A 16,356-nucleotide genomic window follows, 5' to 3' on the forward strand; every position below is an offset into this window, starting at 1 on the left:
TTGGACAGGTCAACCCGCCCGCGGAAGAGTGGACTGCGAACGCAGCAACCGGGATTTGAGGAGAGAACCTTGTCCTTGCCAACGGCACCCCTCGGCGACACCGGGATGGATCTGACCCGCGTAGGCTTCGGCGCCTGGGCGATCGGTGGCGGTGACTGGGCCGCCGGCTGGGGGTCCCAGGACGACGACGAGTCGATCTCGGCGATCCGGCACGCGGTCGACCAGGGGATCAACTGGATCGACACCGCCGCGGTCTACGGGCTCGGACGATCAGAGGAGGTCGTCGCTCGTGCATTGGCCGGAATGCCGGAATCCGATCGGCCGTACATCTTCACCAAGTGCGGCTTGGTCTGGGACCAGCAAAACAGGCGAGCGGCACCCGAGCGGATCATGTCGGCAGCGAGTGTGCGACGGGAAGTCGAGGACTCGCTGCGCCGGCTGGACGTCGAGCGGATCGACCTCTACCAGGTGCACTGGCCCGCGGAGGACGGAACCGCCCTCGAGGACTACTGGCAGACGATGGTCGACCTGCGCGACGAGGGCAAGGTCCGGGCGGTCGGCCTGTCCAATCACGACCTCGCGCAGCTGGAGATCGCCGAGAAGGTGGGGCACGTCGACTCGCTGCAGCCACCGTTCTCAGCCATCAAACGAGAAGCGGCCGCGGAGCTGGCGTGGTGCGCACAGCATGCCACCGGGGCCATCGTCTACTCCCCCATGCAGTCCGGGCTGCTCACCGGCGCGTTCACGGAAGAGCGCGTCGCAGCCCTGCCCGAGGACGACCACCGCCGGGAGAACCCGGAGTTCACGACCAACCTGGCCGCGAATCTCGCGCTGGCCACCGCGCTGGAACCGATCGCGCAGCGGCACGGTGTGTCGGCCGGAGCTGTCGCTGTCGCCTGGACACTGGCCTGGCCTGGTGTCACCGCCGCGATCGTCGGAGCACGCAGGCCGGAGCAGGTGGACGGTTGGCTGCCCGCGGCGACCCTCACCCTGACCGCTGAGGACCTGGACACCATCGCCCAGGCGATCGTCCGGACCGGTGCCGGATCCGGTCCCGACCGGCCATGAGGGCACCCGGCAGAGCACCGGCAGAACCCATCCGGTGATACGCGCGGCACCGCCGGGGCGGGCGGAGCGGGACCCGGCTCCGGCGGTGCGACAGTGTCGTTATCGGGGGACGTGACGGCGGGACCGACGAGGGCGGACATCAGGTCCCCGGTGCGGAGCGGGAACCGCCGGACTTCCGACCGCGTGGGCCCTGCGCCGCCGAGGCGTCGTCGGTCCCGGGCGGACCTCCGGCGCGCGCTGCTCCCGCTGCACGCCGATGCCCGTCCGCGGGACGCCGTCGTGCGGGCTAGCTTCGGGCGTGATCGCCGCGGGCCTCTCGTGGACCGGACAAGCCCGCTGTCCCGGCTGCCGGAGCGACAACGACCGTGACGCCGGGCCGGGCGCGGAAGCAGGCGAGCTGCTCCTCGGTGGCCGAGGGGTCGGTGATCAAGGTCCACTCCGCGGGCAGGGGCGTCCACCAGTGCGAGCTCGCGCGCCCCAGCTTGCTCGCGTCGGCCAGCACGTACGTCGCGCCGGCCTGCTCGATCAGTCGCCGCTTCACGGCGGCCTGCTCGGCACTGGCCTCGCACACGCCCCGGTCCGCCGTGACGCCATCGCCGCTGAGGAACACCGCATCGGCGGTCAGTGTGCCCAGCACCAGCTCGGTGAGCGGACCGACGGTGCCCTGACTGATGTGGCGCACCACGCCGCCCAGCGCGATCAGCTCCACGCCCTCGGCGTCCGCGAGCGCGTTGAGGGTGGTCAGCCCCGTCGTGGCGACCGTGATCCCCTTCCACGCCACCAGCCGTGCGGCGAGTGCGCCGACCGTCGTCCCGGCATCGAGGAGCAGCAGCTGTCCCGCCCGGATGTGCCGCTCGGCCTCGCGCGCGATGGCGGCCTTCTCCACGCCACCCAGACTTTCCCGCTCGTGCAGCGATTGTTCGTCACCGCTCGGGGCGAGCGCTCCACCGTAGGTGCGCACGATTTCGCCGGCCTCGGTCAAGGCGGCGAGATCGCGCCGGATGGTGGAGGCTGTGACATCGAAGCGCACGGCGAGCTCGTCGACCCCGACCGGACGGGTGCGCAGCAGATCCCGGATCGCGGCCCGCCGCGTGCGCGCGTTCACGACGCTGGTTCCTCCTCCACCTCCGGTGCCAGCTCGACCGCCTGCCGCAGGGCCTCCAGCATGCTCGCCTCGTCGGCCCTGCCGGTCCCCGCGATGTCGAACGCGGTGCCGTGATCGACGCTGGTCCTGATCACCGGTAGGCCGATTGTAATGTTCACACCGACGTCGAGGCCGAGAACCTTGACGGGCCCGTGGCCCTGGTCGTGGTACATCGCGACGACCAGGTCGAAGTCGCCCCGCACGGCGCGGAAGAACACGGTGTCGGCGGGCAGGGGGCCACTCACGTCGATGCCCTCGCCGCGGCAGCGCGCGATGGCGGGCGCGATCTTGTCCTCCTCCTCACCGTGACCGAACAGGCCGTTCTCGCCTGCGTGCGGGTTGATACCGCACACGGCGATGCGGGGCCGCTCGACGCCGGACTTGCGCAAGGTCTCATGCCCCCGCCGGATGGTGCGGGCCACCAGACCGGGCTCGATCTTCGCGACGGCGTCGACGAGCCCGATGTGCGTTGTCACGTGCACCACGCGCAGCTTCGGCGCGGACAGCATCATCGACACTTCGGGGGTCCCGGTGAGCGCGGCGAGCAGCTCGGTGTGCCCGGGATACCTGTGCCCGGCGGCCTGCAGCGCCTCCTTGTTGAGCGGTGCCGTGCAGATCGCGTGCACCCGACCGGCGACGGCCAGTTCGGTCGCCGCCCTGACGAACTGGTAAGCGCCCTCACCGGCGACCGGGGACAGCACCCCGAACGCCAGGTCCTCGGGGATCACGCCCAGGTCGAGGCAGTCGATCGAGCCGGCACGGTAGGTGCCGTCCTCGGGCGCGTCGACGGATCGCACCTCCAGCCCGACGCCGGTGATGTCGACGGCCTTGCGCAGCCGGTTCGCGTCGCCGACGACCAAGGGGCGGCACGAGCGGTAGAGATCCGGTGCGGCCAGTGCCTTCGCCACGACCTCCGGGCCGACGCCGGCGGCGTCCCCCATGGTGATGGCGATGACGGGACGTGCCATGAGAATCGTTTCTCCCTCTCGTTCAGTGTGATGCCGCGGCCGGGGCGTGCAGCGTGCGCCGCGCTCGCTCCAGGGTGTCCGGTGCGCCGAAGGCGCCGGCCTTGGTGATCAGCGGTAGCCCGCCGAGCGCGGGGATGGTCGAGTGGACGACGCCGGGCGCGATCTCGCCGTGCACCGCGAACCCGCGTACTCCTGCGGCGAGCAGCACGGCGCGCGCGGTTTCACCGCCGGTGAGGATCAGCCCGGCCAAGGTCGTGCGCCGCTGGGACACGTGAGCGGCCGCGACGGCGGCGAGCGCGCTCGCGACCTCGCGGGCGTGCGCGCGCTCCACCGGGGCGTGCGGATCCGGGGCGAGCAGCACGTCACCGTCGGCCGCGGACAGTTCGGCGGCGGCCCGGCTCTGCTCGCCGGGGCCGAACGGAGCCGCGATCGTCACCGTGGTCACCTTCCCTGAGGCCGTCAGCGCCGCGCGCTGCTCACGCGCGAGCGTCGAGTAACTCCCGAGCACCGTGAGCACCGAACCGGTACTGGCGGGCACGGACAACGGCCCGGCGAAACCACGGGCGCGCGCCGCGACCCGCGTCAGCCCCGCCGAGCCGACCAGGAGGGCGTCCGGCCCCAGTGCCGCACCCGCCGCGTGCAGGACCTCCAGATCGGCCTCGGTCACCGCGTCGGCGCACACCACGTCGGCCTCCGCGGAACGGTATGCGGAAACCACTTCGGACTGTCCACGCCGGACCACCTCGAGCGGGATCAACGCGGTGCGCAAGCCACTTCCGGCGAAGCGATCCCGCACGTCTCCCCTGACGATGCCACCGACGCGCAGGACACCGCCGGTCACGGTGCGGCCCATGTCCGGGAAGGCAGGCGCGAGCAAGGCGGTGGCCGACAGCTCGTGCAGGGCGGCGCCGATCTCGACGGCGATGTTGCCCCGCAGTGTCGAGTCGATCTTCTTGTACAGCGGGATCCCCGCGGCGACCGCGGCGCGGACGGCGGCGGTGACGGCGCGGCCGGCGAACTCGGGGCTGCGGTGCCTGCTGTCGGTGTCGACGGCGATCACCTCGGCGCCGGGCAGCACCCCGGTGATGTCGAGCATCACCGAGACCTCGGCGAACGGCCCGTACGCGGCGGCGGCATCGGCTGCACCGGTCAGGTCGTCGGCAACGATGACCAGCCGCTTCTTCATGTCGAGGTCCCTTCGGTCACCCGTGCCTCCTCCTTCCTCCTGGCTCTCGCGGCGAACCACGCGGTGGCGAACGGAACGAGCAATGAGGTCACCACCACCGAGGCTGCCACCAGGATCGTCGCCTGCGGGGCCGCCGCCTGGTACGCCGGGTTGGCCGAGGCGACGATCGCGGGAACCGCCGCGGCGTTGCCCGCCGTCGACGCGGCCGCGATACCCGCCACACCTGTTCCGCCGGTGAACTTGTCGGCCAGCAGCAGCACCGCGCCAGTCACGACGAAGACGAAGAGCCCGAGCCCGATGCCCAGCAGGCCCGCCCGCCACACCGATGTCAGGTCGATGCTCGACCCGAGCGCGAAGGCGAAGAACGGGATGAGCACCGGCACGGCGCGGCCGAGCCACTCCCGCATCTGCGGGTCGAGGTTGCCCAGCAGCATGCCGACCAGCAGCGGCAGCACGGCGCCGACGAGGGTCTGCCACGGGAACGCGGACAGGCCGGCCGCGCCGAGCGTGAGCATGGTGAGGAACGGCCCGGACTCGATGGTCATGATCGAGTACGCGGCGACGTCCTTGCCCTTGCCGAACTGGCCCATCAGCGCCATGTACAGGCCGCCGTTGGTGTCGTTCATCGCCGCGACGACGGCGAGGGTGGACAACCCGGCGAAGGCACCCGAGCTGATCGGCAGCTCGCCGAGAAGACGGCCGAGGATCACCCCGACGACGACGGACGCGAGCACCTTGGCCGCGAACAAGGCACCGCCCTTTTTGAGGATGTAGGGCGTGGCCCGTACCTCGATGCCCGCGCCCATGCAGACATAGAAGACGGCGAGGATGGTGAGTGAGCCCGAGAAGAGAGCTCCGGTGAAGGAACCGAAGAACTTGCCGGTGCCGGGGGCCACGGTGTACAGCACGGCACCGATCAGCAGCGGAACGATCATCATGCCGCCCGGGATCGCCTCGAGACGGCGTTTGATGGGAATCGCCACGACGCTCCTCCTTGAACGAGCGAAGCCCGGAGCATCCGGACTGCGTTGTTCGCGCAATACTAATTCGGATTGCGCGTTGTGCGCAGTGTGATGCACGTAACCCTGACTCGTGCTGCCGCCGGTGCACGAGGGCCGGCGACGGGAGCCGCCCCGACATCCTGGTCTGATGTCCACGGCGGGTGGGGTCCGGCCGCAGGCCATCCGACGGCGCGGCAGGTTGGCCGCCAGTGCGTTCTCCACCGCCCGCCCAAGTCGTGCCGACACTCCTGCTCACAGGCCGATGAGTGTCTCGAGGGCCGCGGCGAACGGGGCCGGGTCGAGGTCGCCGCGCACGGCGAGTTGCTGGTTGTAGCCGACGCAGAGGGTCACGAACGCTTCGGCGAGGCGGTGCGCTTCCGCTGGCGGGCGGCCGGGCAGCAGTGCAGCGACGGCGCTGTGCAGTTCGTCCAGTTGCCGGCGGACGAGAGTGGCCAGCGGCGGGGAAACCGCGGCCTCGGCGTAGATCTGGGCCACGAGCCGGGCATGGTCCTCCTCTCGCGCGGCGGTGCGGATGCCCTGGAGGAACTCGCGCACCGACCCGGCCGTCAGTTCGGCGGGCAGTACCTGGCTGGCCTGTTCGCAGATCGCGGCGACGATCTCGTCCTTGCTCTTGAAGTACCGGTAGATCGCTCCGACGGAGAGCCCGGAGGCTTCCACGATGTCGGTCATGGAGGTGCGCGCGAAACCGTGTGCGGCGAAGCGTGCGCGGGCCGCGTCGATGACCTGCTGCCTGCGCGCGTCGAGGTGGGCCTGGGTGACCTTCGGCATAAAGAACGACCATTCGTTTTTCTGGTAGCGTCTGAACCCTACCCCATCACGGCTCGCACCCGGAGGAGATCCTCTTGCGCTACCAGACCTTCGGACGGCAGACCGGCTTACGCGTCTCGGAGTACGTGCTGGGCACGGCGAACTTCAGCTCGGCGGCCGCCGGCCAGGCAGGCGCGAGGGAGATTTTCGAGGCGTTCGTCGCGGCCGGCGGCACCACGTTCGACGTCTCGAACATCTACCACGACGGCGAAGCCGAGAAGCTGCTGGGCGATTTCCTCGGTCGCGAACGCGACGAGTTCGTGGTGATCACCAAGTACAGCGGGACCCGTCAATCACCGGCCCGGACGGGGACCACCGGCAACAGCCGCAAGACCATGATCCGTTCCCTGGAGGAGAGCCTGCGGCGCCTGCGAACCGACCACGTGGACGTCTTCATGCCGCACTTCCCCGACGGCGTGACGCCGATGCCGGAGATCCTGGCCGGGTTCGAGGACCTCATCCGGGCGGGCAAGATCCGCTACGCCGGGCTGTCGAACTTCCCCGCCTGGCGGGTCGCGGGCGCCGCAGTGCGGTCGGAGCTGAGCGGGCGCGCCGCGCTGGCCGGCATCCAGACCGAGTACAGCCTGGCCGAACGTTCCGCGGAGCGGGAACTGATCCCGATGGCGCAGGCGCACGGCCTGGGCGTGGTGCTGTACTCCCCGTTGGCAGGCGGGTTACTGACCGGGAAGTACCGGCGCGGCGAGCACGGTCGGCTCAGCGCCCGCGCCGGCGGAACCTCTGTCGAGGACACCGGCCGGCGCAGCGCCGTACTCGACGCGGTCCTCGCCGTCGCCGAGGAGGCCGGGACGGGACCGGTCCAGGTTGCCCTGGCCTGGCTCCGTTACCGCGCCACCCGCGTGCAGGCCTCGATGCTCCCGATCGTGGGACCCCGCACCACGGCCCACCTGGCGGGCTACCTCGACGCCCTGAACGTGGAACTCAGCCAGGAGCACTACCGGCACCTGGACGAGGTCAGCGCGATCCGACCGGGGGCGCCGCACGCCGACGTGGCGGCCGCGCTGGCCCACGGGACCGACGGCGACCGCAGCCGTCTCGACGCCCCGCTCGTCCCCGTCGCGTGACCACCGACCGGCCCACTCGCACATCGATCGCCCGGGAGCTCCCGATGCCCATCGCCACCCTCGCCGCGATCAACGTCGACTGCACCGATCCCCTCGCCCTGGCCCGGTTCTGGGCGGCACTACTCGGCGGCGAGGTGGTGATCGCGACGCCGGACTTCTGCGCGGTGCAGGCCGGCCCGGTGCACCTCGGCGCGGTCCGGGTGGCGGCCCACCAGGCACCGACCTGGCCCTCCGCGGAGCACCCGAAGCAGCTCCACCTCGACCTCGCCGCCCAGGACCTCGACGCCGCCGAACACGAAGCGATCCATCTCGGCGCCACCAGGGAAAGCCACCAGCCCGACCCGGCACGGTTCCGCGTGCTGCGTGACCCCGCCGGCCACCCCTTCTGCCTGCGGGCTCGCTAGGCCGGCGGCCACGATCGACGCCCCGGCGTCCTGGCCCGGCTCGGCGCCAGGACTCTGGCCGCGGCTCCTGATGAAACAACGCCGTCGAAGCGGTAAATCAGGTGGACGTCTCGCCGTCCGGATCTCAGTTCTCCATCACAGACGAAGCGACACCACCAAGCCCGACACGGCAGATCGCGCACCAGCCCTAGTCGAAGCCCTGGTCGCCAAGGTCACTATCACCGGCGCCGACCGGCTCGTCCCGGTCTTCCGCATCCCCAACCCCGCAACAACGACGGGACTGCATCCGCTCCACCAGCGGAAACGGCCCCGAACGCGTCTATTGAGGCACGGGCGGCGACGACCAGGTAGTTCTGGTTTCGGTGGATCGGGCGTGGGTGCGAGCGAGGCACGGATGGACGATGGTTCGTACCCAAGTCCAAGTCTTGACGAGCGCGACGGCGCCGCGCGACACGCTGGCCCCCCCGCAGTTTCGCAATGTAAAGTTAATCTCGAAACTAATCGAGAGTCAGGGCAGGATCACCCCGTGAGCGGCACAACCAGCACCGCGCGGAAGCGGCCCTGCGCCACGGCATTCCCCGCGACCGGTTCGCACCGGGACACGGGCTCCGGCTCACCGGCCCGCAGCCCGCACTGCCACCGACCGCGGGAACATCGAGCACGAACGCGCCATGCTCGCTGCCCCCACGTGCCCGCCCCCTCACCGGGAAGGACCGCGACGCGCGCGAGGACTGAAGCGACCGCCACGAAACCCTTCCACCACACGGTGCTGCGGGGCACGGTCACCTCCGCGGCGCGGAGCCGGAACGCCCTGCCCGGTTCCGGCTCGAACATCACAGCCCCGCATGCCAAGCTGTGACGGCCATGGACGGGAATCCGACAGCGCGGTCGATGGGTAACCTGCCCAGCCAGACGAGCTCCTTCATCGGCCGCCACCGCGAGTTGGGCGAAGTCAGGCGGGCGATGGAGGCAGGGCGCCTGCTGACTCTGACCGGCCCCGGCGGGGTCGGCAAGACACGGCTGGCGATCCAGGCCGCCGCGCGGGCGCGCCGGGCTTTTCCGCACGGTGTGTGGCTGGTCGACCTCGCCGCACTCCAGGAGCCCGCACAGCTCGCGGACACGGTGGCAACGGCGCTGGGGGTCAAGGACCAGTCGGCTCGTCCTGCCGTGGAGCAGATCATCGATCACCTGCGGGACCGGCGCCTGCTCATGGTGCTGGACAACTGCGAGCACGTCACGGTGGCGTGCGCCGCCCTCGTCGACCGGGTGCTCAGGCATGCGCCGGGGTTGCGGGTCCTGGCCACCAGCCGCCAGCCACTCGGGATCACCGGAGAGCGCGTCCTCACGATCGAGCCGCTCGCGGTGCCCGGCGCGGTGGATGTTCCTCCGACAGCGGTACTCGCGAAATACGAAGGGGTCGCGCTCCTCGTCGACCGGGCGAGCGCGGTACGGCCCGGCTTCGTCCTGGACGAGGAAAATCGAGAGACCGTCGCGCGCCTGTGCACCCGGCTCGATGGTCTCCCGCTCGCGATCGAGCTCGCGGCGACCAGGCTTCGCTCCCTCTCGGCCGCCCAGGTGGCGGACCGCCTCGACGACCGGTTCGCGCTGCTCACCAGAGGCAACCCAGCAGCCGTCTCCCGCCAGCAGACGCTGCGCGCCTTGATCGGCTGGAGCTACGACCTGTGCTCGGAGGCGGAGCGGCTGCTCTGGGCGCGGCTGTCGGTGTTTCCCGCCGAGTTCGACCTCGACGCCGTGGAAGGCATCTGCGCGGATGACATGCCCGCGCACGGGCCGGTGGTGGACCTGGTGGACGGGTTGGTGGCCAAGTCGGTCGTCACCGCGCGCCACGAGTTCCCGCGTGCGCGGTATCGCCTGCTGGAAACGATCCGGCAGTACGGGCGCGAGCGCCTGGCCGCCGCGGGGACGGAGGCCGAGCTGCGCCGGCGTCATCGCGACTACTACCTCGCAGCGGCCGAACGACTGTGTGAGTCCTGGTGCGGGCCCGGTCAGGCCGCCAATCTCACCGAACTGCGCGTGGAAATGGACAATCTGACCGCGGCGCTCGACTGGTCACTGACCGAACCGGGCGGCGACGTCGCGGCGCTCCGGCTGGTCTCGGCGCTGCGGTACCACTGGACGGTGGGTGGCTTCCTGTCGACGGGGCGGCGCCGGCTCGACCAGGCGCTGGCCCAGTCCCGGCGGCAGACACCGGATCGCGGCCACGCGCTGTGGGTGGCCGCGTGGATCGCGGTCCTCCAGGGGGATCCCGGCTCCGCACATGCCCGCCTGGTCGAGGGCGCGCGGATCGCCGAGGTCAACGACGACGACCACCTGCGCGCCTACGTGGAGATGTTCCGGGGCACGACAGCCCTGTTCGAAGGAGATGCGGGGGCCGGAGTCGCTCGCCTGTGTCAGGGCATCGAGCTCATGAAGAAACTCGACGACAGCGCCGGGGTGCTGTTGGGGCTCTTCCAGTACAGCGTCGCGCTCTCCCTGACCGGTGATCACACCCGCGCCAGGTCCGTGTGCGATGAAGCCATGCGCATCTCCGATCGGCGGCAGGAGTCCTGGGCGCGGTCGGAAACCCTGTGGGCCCGCGCCATGGACCTGTGGATCGACGGCGAGGCGGGCGGCGCGACCGCCGATCTGGTGCGCCAATCCCTGCGCGCGACGCCCAATGCCAACTACATCAGTACGGTTCTGGACATCGAGCTACTGGCCTGGACGGCAGCCTCCCGGCACGAATTCGAGGAGGCGGCCCGCCTGCTCGGGCAGGCCGAGGGGATCTGGAAGTCGTTCGGGACCACCATCGAGGCGTTCGGACCGCATTTCGCCCGGTATTCCGCCGAGTGCCGGACTTCGGCGGCCGGGTCACTCGGTCGTGCCCGCTTCGAGGCGCTCTTCGAGGAGGGCCGGGACCGGCGACTCCCCGGCGGTCCCGGCAACGCTCCCCCATCGCCGGTACAGGGTGAGCCTTCGCGTGCGGTCGATCTCAGCCGGCGTGAACGGGACGTCGCGCGTCTCATCGCGAAGGGCATGACGAACAAGGAGATCGCCGCGAAGCTCATGTTGTCGCCGCGAACCGTCGACGGACATGTGGAACGACTGTTCGCCAAGACCGGTGTGTCGAATCGGGCACAGGTGGTCGTCTGGATGGCCGAGCACGGCACCGCGCACCGCCGAGACGACGAGAACCCTTAGACACCGTACAACTTCTCGGCGTTCCCGTGGGTGATCAGCTACGAGTGGTCGCCTGCCGGACGGATCCGGTCCGCCCCGAGCGTCGGCCGGCCGTCGTCAGATCAGGGGTGTGATCTGGTCATCCCGGCGCAGGAGGGCCTTGCCGTAGATTTCGTAGTTGACCGTCGGAAGGGTGACAGCGTGCCGGGCGGCGACGGCCGAGTCCCGCCAGATGCGCTGCAGGGGATTGACTTCGGCGAAGCTGCCCGCACCGTGAGCGAACAGCAGGATGTCGATCGCCCGCGTGACGTTGTCCAGCACCCACGCGGTGTCCGCGCGCACCCGCGCCCGGGCCAGCTGATCCGGGTAACCGCCCTGGGCGGCGGCGGTGTCGATGTCGTCCGCGGCTCGGTAGGCGTGCAGATGCGCGGTCTCGATCCGCATCGCGGCTTCCGCCAACTGGAGCTGGAAGCCCACCGAATCGGACTGCGCCGCGAAGTGGGTGTAGGAGATCGGCTTCGTGGCGGCTTTGGCCTGCACGATTTCGAGCGCCCTGCGGCCGAGCCCGAGCTGCGGGCCGGCGAGCACGAGGGCCAGGATCGGGACGAGCGCGGAACGGTAGAGCGTCTCGTCGGTGTGCTCGGTGCCGTAGTGACCCTCGATCAGGGGAGGAACAGACAGGACCCGGTGTTCGGGGACGAACACGTCTTCGGCGACCATGCAGTTGGAGCCTGATGCCCGCATTCCGGCGACGAACCAGGTCTCCTCGAGTTTCAGGTCGCTACGGGGAATGAGCGCCATCCCCTGGTCCACGACCGCGCCCGACTCGTCGGTGATGGGGACACCCATCGTGGCCCAGTCCGCGTGCCACGATCCCGAGTTGTAGTACCAGCGGCCGGTCACCCGGTAGCCACCGTCCACTTTGGTGGTTTCCGACGTCGGTGTGATCACGCCGCAGACCTTCGCGTCCGGCGTGTCGGCCCACACGTCGTCCTGGGCCTGCTGGGGAAAGAGCCCGACCACCCAGGCGCAGACGTTGCACAGCGTCACCACCCAGGCCGTGCCACCGTCGGCCTCGGCGACCGCCGCGGAAACGTCGAGCATGGTGCGCATGGACGTTTCATAGCCGCCGTAACGCTTCGGCTGCGCGATCTTGAACACTCCCGCTTCGGCCAAGGCGGTGATGCTTTCCTCGACCACCCGCCGATCGGCCTCGCCCTGCGCCGAGTTCTTGGCGAGCATCGGTTGCAGGGCCCGGATCCGGTCGACGAGTTCGGCCCCGGTGGGAATCGTGTCGGCAGGCCGGTCGGCGATATGCGTCATGGTGAAGACTCCTTCTGTTCGGTGAAGACGCCGGCGGTCGGTGCGCTCAGCGAGAACAAGCCGCGATCAGATCGGTGACGGACGTACGGGCCCTCGTCCCGTAGCGTGAGTGAGTTCCGAAGACTCGGTGCGCGTACACCAGGGGCGGCATCTCGGTCCGGCTGGCATGGGTGACCAGACCGAGCAGCATCAGGTGATCCCCGGCCTCGACCACCTGGTGCAGGTGACAGGTCATCCAGCCGGCAGCGGCCTCCAGCCGGGGCAGACCGCGGTCGGCGTACCAGGCGGTGCCGGTGAACCGGTCGGCTCCAGGGGTCGCGAACAGGGTCGCGACGCCCTCCTGGCCGTGGCCCAGCAGACTGACCGCGAAGCGGCCGGCCGTCCGAATCCGCGCCAGCACCGTCGAACGCCGGTCGAACGCCACGCTGACCAGCGGCGGCGTCAACGACAGCGACGCGAACGACGACACCGTCGCGCCGCACGGCTGGCCGTCGGCCATGGTGGTCACGATGGTCACCGGGGTGCACACCGCCGCCATGACGTCGCGGAACCGCTGAGGCGGAACTGGGGCTTCCGTCGCCTGTGCCATGCCGACGATCTTCAGGTGCGTGCCCGCGTCCGACGTAGGGGGAAATCACCCCACCCCACTACCCGATCACCGGAGCCGGGGCGTCGTGCTCCCCGCGCGGGCCGCCCGGTCCCCCATCACGCCCCAGCGGCAGGGTTACCGCTTTCCCGGGACGGCACTGGCTGCGCCGCGCGCGGAGCCGGCAAGGGCACGTTCGCGACAACGCGGAACTTCCGCGGCACCGCTCGTCTGGCGGAGGAGCGCGAGTGCCTCGTCGGAGGGTGAGCCGGCAGGTGTCGTGCACACGATCAGCACCTGGTCCGGCGAACGGGCGATCGACAGCGTCTGCTGGGTCACGGTCACCGCGCCGACGACGGGGTGGTGCAGTTCGTAGGACGCGGCGTCACAGGGCGCCACGCGGTGGTCACCCCAGAGCGCGACGAACTCCGGGCTCCGCATCGTCAGTTCGCCGATCAGCTCCGCGAGCAGCGGATCCCGCGGGTGCTTGCCGACGGTGATCCGCAGGTTGCCGACCACCGCGCGGACCTTGCGCCGCCAGTCCGTGTACAGCTCGCGACAGTGCGGGTCGAGGAACAGCATCCGGGTGATGTTCGGCCGCCGCGCCGGATCGTCCGGACTGTGGAAGTCCAGGTGACCGGCCAGCAGGGCGTGCCCGAGCGCGTTCCACGCCAGCACGTCCGTGCGCCGGCCGAGCACCAGCGCCGGAACACCGTCGACGGCGCGCAGGAGGTCCCGCGTCTCGTCGGCGAGTTTTTCCGGCCGGGGGCGGGGCACGCGGGGGGCGCGGCGGGCGGCCTCGGCGAGCCGGGCGAGGTGCTCGCGCTCGTGGTCGTCGAGCCGGAGGGCGCGAGCGATCGCCTCGAGCACTTCGGCCGAGGCCCCGCGGGACAAACCCTGCTCCAACCGGGTGTAGTACGACACGCTGACCCCCGCCAGCTGGGCCAGTTCTTCGCGCCGCAGCCCCGCCACCCGTCGGCGGGGGCCGACGTCGCGCAGACCGACGTGCTCCGGTCGCAGCAGCGCCCTTCTGGCCTGCAGGAAATCGCCCAATGGCCCAGGTCCGTCCATACGCCCAGTATCCGGCGCACGGCCGAGCCCAGCCACACCCCGCGAGGGGTAGGACAACGCGGGAGTGGTTCGCACCCGCCCGCGTTCCCAGACTCGGTGTCATGGAGCACAACCCCGAGCAGATCGCACTGGGCGAGGTCACCGTCACCCGCGTCAAGGAGTTCTACGGTTCGGTCGAGATGAACCCGGAGGAGTTCTTCCCGGACAGTCCCGATGGCGCGTGGGACGAGCACCGCGACTGGCTGGCGCCGGACTTCTGGAACCCCGACACCGGCCAATGCCAGTCGGCGATCCAGTCCTGGCTGCTGCGCAGCGAGGGGCGCACGATCCTCGTCGACACCGGCGTGGGCAACCACAAGGACCGGCCCTACGCCCCGGTCTGGAGCCGCCTGGACACGAGCTACCTCGACAACCTCGCCGCCGCCGGGGTCCGGCCCGAGGACGTCGACATCGTCATCAACACCCATCTGCACATCGACCACGTGGGCTGGAACACCCGGCTCGACGGCCGCACCTGGGTGCCGACCTTCCCGAACGCCACGTACCTGATGCCGCGCCGGGACTTCGAGTTCTGGGACCCGGCCAACGAGAACGAGTCCGTGCTGGGCCGGGGGAACCAGAACGTCTTCGAGGACAGCGTCGCACCGGTCCACCAGGCCGGCCTGACCCGGCTGTGGGACGGGTCGTACCGGATCGACAAGAACCTGCGGCTCGACCTCGCACCCGGGCACACTCCCGGCTCGTCCGTGCTCACCCTGGCCTCCGGCGGCGAACGGGCCCTGTTCGTCGGAGACCTGGTGCACACCGCGCTGCAGATCGCCGAGCCGGAAACCAACTCCTGCTTCTGCGAGGACCCGGCCGGGTCCCGGGCCACCCGGCACAAACTGCTCGGCCACGCCGCCGAGACCAACGCGCTCGTGTTCCCCGCGCACTTCGCCGGCGCCGGCGCCGCCGAGGTCGAACGCCACGGATCGAAGTTCGCGATCAAGGAGTGGGCGGCGTTCTCCCGCATCCGCTGACCCCGCCCGGAAAGGAAGCGTGTTCCATGACCCACAACGGGAATCCGGTGGCCGGCACCCCGGCGGGCGCCGTGCGCGGCATCCGCGACGGCTCCGGTGAGTTCTACCGTGCCATCCCCTACGCGGCAGCACCGGCCGGCGCGGGCCGGTTCGCCCCGCCCGAGCCACACCCCGGCTGGCCCGGCGTCCGCGACGGCACGCGGCCTTCGCCCACAGCGCCCCAGCCCACCCGCGACTTCGGCCGGCTCGACATGACCCCCTACTTCGGGCCGGGCTGGGTACCGGGCGAGGAGTACCTGACCGTCGACGTCCGCACACCCGCCGCGGACGGCGGCAAGCGCCCCGTCCTGGTCTTCGTGCACGGAGGCGGGTTCGTCACCGGTTCGACCCGCGCCGCGCTCTACGACGGCAGGGCTTTCGCTCGCGACGGCATCGTGCTCGTGACGGTGAACTACCGCCTCGGCATCCCCGGGTTCCTGCACCTGGAGGGCGCTCCGGCCAACCGCGGGCTGCTCGACGTGCTCGCCGCGCTCAGTTGGGTGCGCGCCACGGTCGCGGCGTTCGGTGGTGACCCGGACAACGTGACGATCTGCGGTCAGTCCGCGGGCGCGACGCTCGTCGGAGCGCTCCTCGCGACTCCCGGGGCCAAGGGGCTGTTCCGGCGGGCGATCGTGCAGAGCGGCAGTGGAACCGGCGCCTTCACCCCGGAACAGGCGCGCCGGGTCACCGCCGCGGCGGCCGCCACGCTGGGTACCGAGCCGACCGCCGAAGCGTTCGCCGCGATCCCGGACGAGCGGTTGGTGGAGATCCTGCCGTCACTGGCCGGCCTCGACCTGCGCACCAGCACCGCCACGGACCCGCTGGCCGGCCTCAGCCAGTTCAGCCTCGTCCTGCCGGTCCAGCCCGCCGACGGGCTCGCCGACGGTCCGGCCCGTGAGGTCGACCTGCTGATCGGCACCACCACCGAAGAGGGCCACCTCTACCTCGTGCCACAGGGCAACCTCGAATCCTCCACGGAGGAGGACGTGCTCGCCCTCGCCGCGCAGGTGCACCCCGCTCCGGAGACGGCGGTCGCCGCGCACCGCGCCGCACTGCCGGACGCGAGCCAGGGCGAACTGCGCTCGGCAGTGCTCGGGGAGGCCCTGTTCGGGGCCGGGACGGCACACCTGGCCGGAGCTCACGCGCAGATCTCCGGCGGCCGCACCCACGTGTACTCGTTCGGCTACCGCTCGACCGCTCTCGACGGACGGCTCGGCGCCGCCCACACCGTCGAGTTGCCCTTCGTCTTCGACATCGCCGACGAGCCGTGGCTGCACGGTGACACCGGCCTGCTCGGCCCGGACCCGGCCCCGGACGGGCTCGCCGCCCGGATGCACGCCACCTGGGTGTCGTTCGCCCGGACCGGGGACCCGGGTTGGGCCGCGTACGATCCGCGACGACCTGTGGCGGAGGTCTTCGGCACCGCGCGGTGACCGGACCGTGTCCGGTCGGCTGCC

General features: G+C 70.9%; 14 protein-coding genes. 6 read left to right on the plus strand and 8 right to left on the minus strand.

Annotated features, from left to right (window positions below):
* Window positions 1-69: 69 nt before the first annotated feature.
* Window positions 70-1,068 carry an aldo/keto reductase gene (locus HNR02_RS31400; RefSeq protein ID WP_246339319.1) on the plus strand — a complete coding sequence of 333 codons (999 nt, stop codon included), beginning with the start codon at window positions 70-72 and terminating at the stop codon, window positions 1,066-1,068.
* Window positions 1,069-1,354: 286 nt separating this feature from the next.
* Here HNR02_RS31400 and HNR02_RS31405 read toward each other — a convergent pair whose 3' ends face one another.
* From HNR02_RS31405 to HNR02_RS31425, 5 genes are all read right to left on the minus strand, one after another.
* Complete coding sequence (locus HNR02_RS31405) at window positions 1,355-2,173, minus strand: DeoR/GlpR family DNA-binding transcription regulator (protein ID WP_179777245.1); 819 nt, start codon at window positions 2,171-2,173, stop codon at window positions 1,355-1,357.
* On the minus strand, window positions 2,170-3,180 hold the full coding sequence (gene pdxA, locus HNR02_RS31410) for a 4-hydroxythreonine-4-phosphate dehydrogenase PdxA (RefSeq protein ID WP_179777246.1): 1,011 nt from the start codon (window positions 3,178-3,180) through the stop codon (window positions 2,170-2,172). Before pdxA ends, HNR02_RS31405 begins: the two co-directional genes overlap by 4 nt.
* 22 nt (window positions 3,181-3,202) lie before the next feature.
* Complete coding sequence (locus HNR02_RS31415; protein ID WP_179777247.1) at window positions 3,203-4,366, minus strand: four-carbon acid sugar kinase family protein; 1,164 nt, start codon at window positions 4,364-4,366, stop codon at window positions 3,203-3,205.
* Entirely contained in the window at window positions 4,363-5,349 is a 987-nt protein-coding gene (locus HNR02_RS31420) for a 2-keto-3-deoxygluconate permease (protein ID WP_179777248.1), read from the minus strand. Before HNR02_RS31420 ends, HNR02_RS31415 begins: the two co-directional genes overlap by 4 nt.
* A 270-nt stretch (window positions 5,350-5,619) precedes the next feature.
* A complete protein-coding gene (locus HNR02_RS31425) occupies window positions 5,620-6,156 on the minus strand; it encodes a TetR/AcrR family transcriptional regulator (RefSeq protein WP_179777249.1) in 537 nt (178 codons plus the stop codon).
* Window positions 6,157-6,230: 74 nt separating this feature from the next.
* On the opposite strand from HNR02_RS31425, the gene HNR02_RS31430 reads away from it, so the two are divergent.
* From HNR02_RS31430 to HNR02_RS31440, 3 genes are all read left to right on the plus strand, one after another.
* Window positions 6,231-7,277 (plus strand): aldo/keto reductase, encoded by a 1,047-nt coding sequence (locus tag HNR02_RS31430; RefSeq protein ID WP_179777250.1) that lies wholly within the window; start codon window positions 6,231-6,233, stop codon window positions 7,275-7,277.
* A gap of 44 nt (window positions 7,278-7,321) precedes the next feature.
* A complete protein-coding gene (locus HNR02_RS31435; protein ID WP_179777251.1) occupies window positions 7,322-7,681 on the plus strand; it encodes a VOC family protein in 360 nt (119 codons plus the stop codon).
* 864 nt (window positions 7,682-8,545) lie between these two features.
* The gene (locus tag HNR02_RS31440) at window positions 8,546-10,882 is read left to right on the plus strand and encodes a LuxR C-terminal-related transcriptional regulator (RefSeq protein WP_218914338.1); all 2,337 of its coding nucleotides are present in this window, start codon (window positions 8,546-8,548) and stop codon (window positions 10,880-10,882) included.
* A gap of 96 nt (window positions 10,883-10,978) precedes the next feature.
* On the opposite strand, the gene HNR02_RS31445 is transcribed toward HNR02_RS31440, so the two are convergent.
* From HNR02_RS31445 to HNR02_RS31455, 3 genes are all read right to left on the minus strand, one after another.
* Window positions 10,979-12,184, minus strand: a complete 1,206-nt coding sequence (locus HNR02_RS31445; protein ID WP_179777252.1) for an acyl-CoA dehydrogenase family protein — start codon at window positions 12,182-12,184, stop codon at window positions 10,979-10,981.
* A 46-nt stretch (window positions 12,185-12,230) separates the two neighbouring features.
* The gene (locus tag HNR02_RS31450) at window positions 12,231-12,773 is read right to left on the minus strand and encodes a flavin reductase family protein (RefSeq protein ID WP_218914339.1); all 543 of its coding nucleotides are present in this window, start codon (window positions 12,771-12,773) and stop codon (window positions 12,231-12,233) included.
* A 135-nt stretch (window positions 12,774-12,908) separates the two neighbouring features.
* Window positions 12,909-13,841: a helix-turn-helix domain-containing protein gene (locus tag HNR02_RS31455; protein ID WP_246339320.1), complete on the minus strand. Its 933-nt coding sequence runs from the start codon at window positions 13,839-13,841 to the stop codon at window positions 12,909-12,911.
* Between the two features lie 101 nt (window positions 13,842-13,942).
* Between HNR02_RS31455 and HNR02_RS31460 the strand changes: the two genes are divergently transcribed.
* Both HNR02_RS31460 and HNR02_RS31465 read left to right on the plus strand, forming a co-directional pair.
* Window positions 13,943-14,860, plus strand: a complete 918-nt coding sequence (locus tag HNR02_RS31460; protein WP_179777253.1) for an MBL fold metallo-hydrolase — start codon at window positions 13,943-13,945, stop codon at window positions 14,858-14,860.
* A 26-nt stretch (window positions 14,861-14,886) separates the two neighbouring features.
* The gene (locus HNR02_RS31465) at window positions 14,887-16,332 is read left to right on the plus strand and encodes a carboxylesterase/lipase family protein (RefSeq protein ID WP_179777254.1); all 1,446 of its coding nucleotides are present in this window, start codon (window positions 14,887-14,889) and stop codon (window positions 16,330-16,332) included.
* Window positions 16,333-16,356: the final 24 nt, after the last annotated feature.

Origin of the sequence: Amycolatopsis endophytica, from assembly GCF_013410405.1 — a bacterium.
GTDB classification, from domain to species: domain Bacteria; phylum Actinomycetota; class Actinomycetes; order Mycobacteriales; family Pseudonocardiaceae; genus Amycolatopsis_E; species Amycolatopsis_E endophytica.

Bases quoted from the DNA above. Each gene is read 5' to 3' on its own strand.
- HNR02_RS31455 (WP_246339320.1), bottom strand. From the start codon at position 13,841: ATGGACGGACCTGGGCCATTGGGCGATTTCCTGCAGGCCAGAAGGGCG.
- HNR02_RS31440 (WP_218914338.1), top strand. From the start codon at position 8,546: ATGGACGGGAATCCGACAGCGCGGTCGATGGGTAACCTGCCCAGCCAG.
- HNR02_RS31450 (WP_218914339.1), bottom strand. From the start codon at position 12,773: ATGGCACAGGCGACGGAAGCCCCAGTTCCGCCTCAGCGGTTCCGCGAC.
- HNR02_RS31460 (WP_179777253.1), top strand. From the start codon at position 13,943: ATGGAGCACAACCCCGAGCAGATCGCACTGGGCGAGGTCACCGTCACC.
- HNR02_RS31425 (WP_179777249.1), bottom strand. From the start codon at position 6,156: ATGCCGAAGGTCACCCAGGCCCACCTCGACGCGCGCAGGCAGCAGGTC.
- pdxA (WP_179777246.1), bottom strand. From the start codon at position 3,180: ATGGCACGTCCCGTCATCGCCATCACCATGGGGGACGCCGCCGGCGTC.
- HNR02_RS31415 (WP_179777247.1), bottom strand. From the start codon at position 4,366: ATGAAGAAGCGGCTGGTCATCGTTGCCGACGACCTGACCGGTGCAGCC.
- HNR02_RS31445 (WP_179777252.1), bottom strand. From the start codon at position 12,184: ATGACGCATATCGCCGACCGGCCTGCCGACACGATTCCCACCGGGGCC.
- HNR02_RS31435 (WP_179777251.1), top strand. From the start codon at position 7,322: ATGCCCATCGCCACCCTCGCCGCGATCAACGTCGACTGCACCGATCCC.
- HNR02_RS31465 (WP_179777254.1), top strand. From the start codon at position 14,887: ATGACCCACAACGGGAATCCGGTGGCCGGCACCCCGGCGGGCGCCGTG.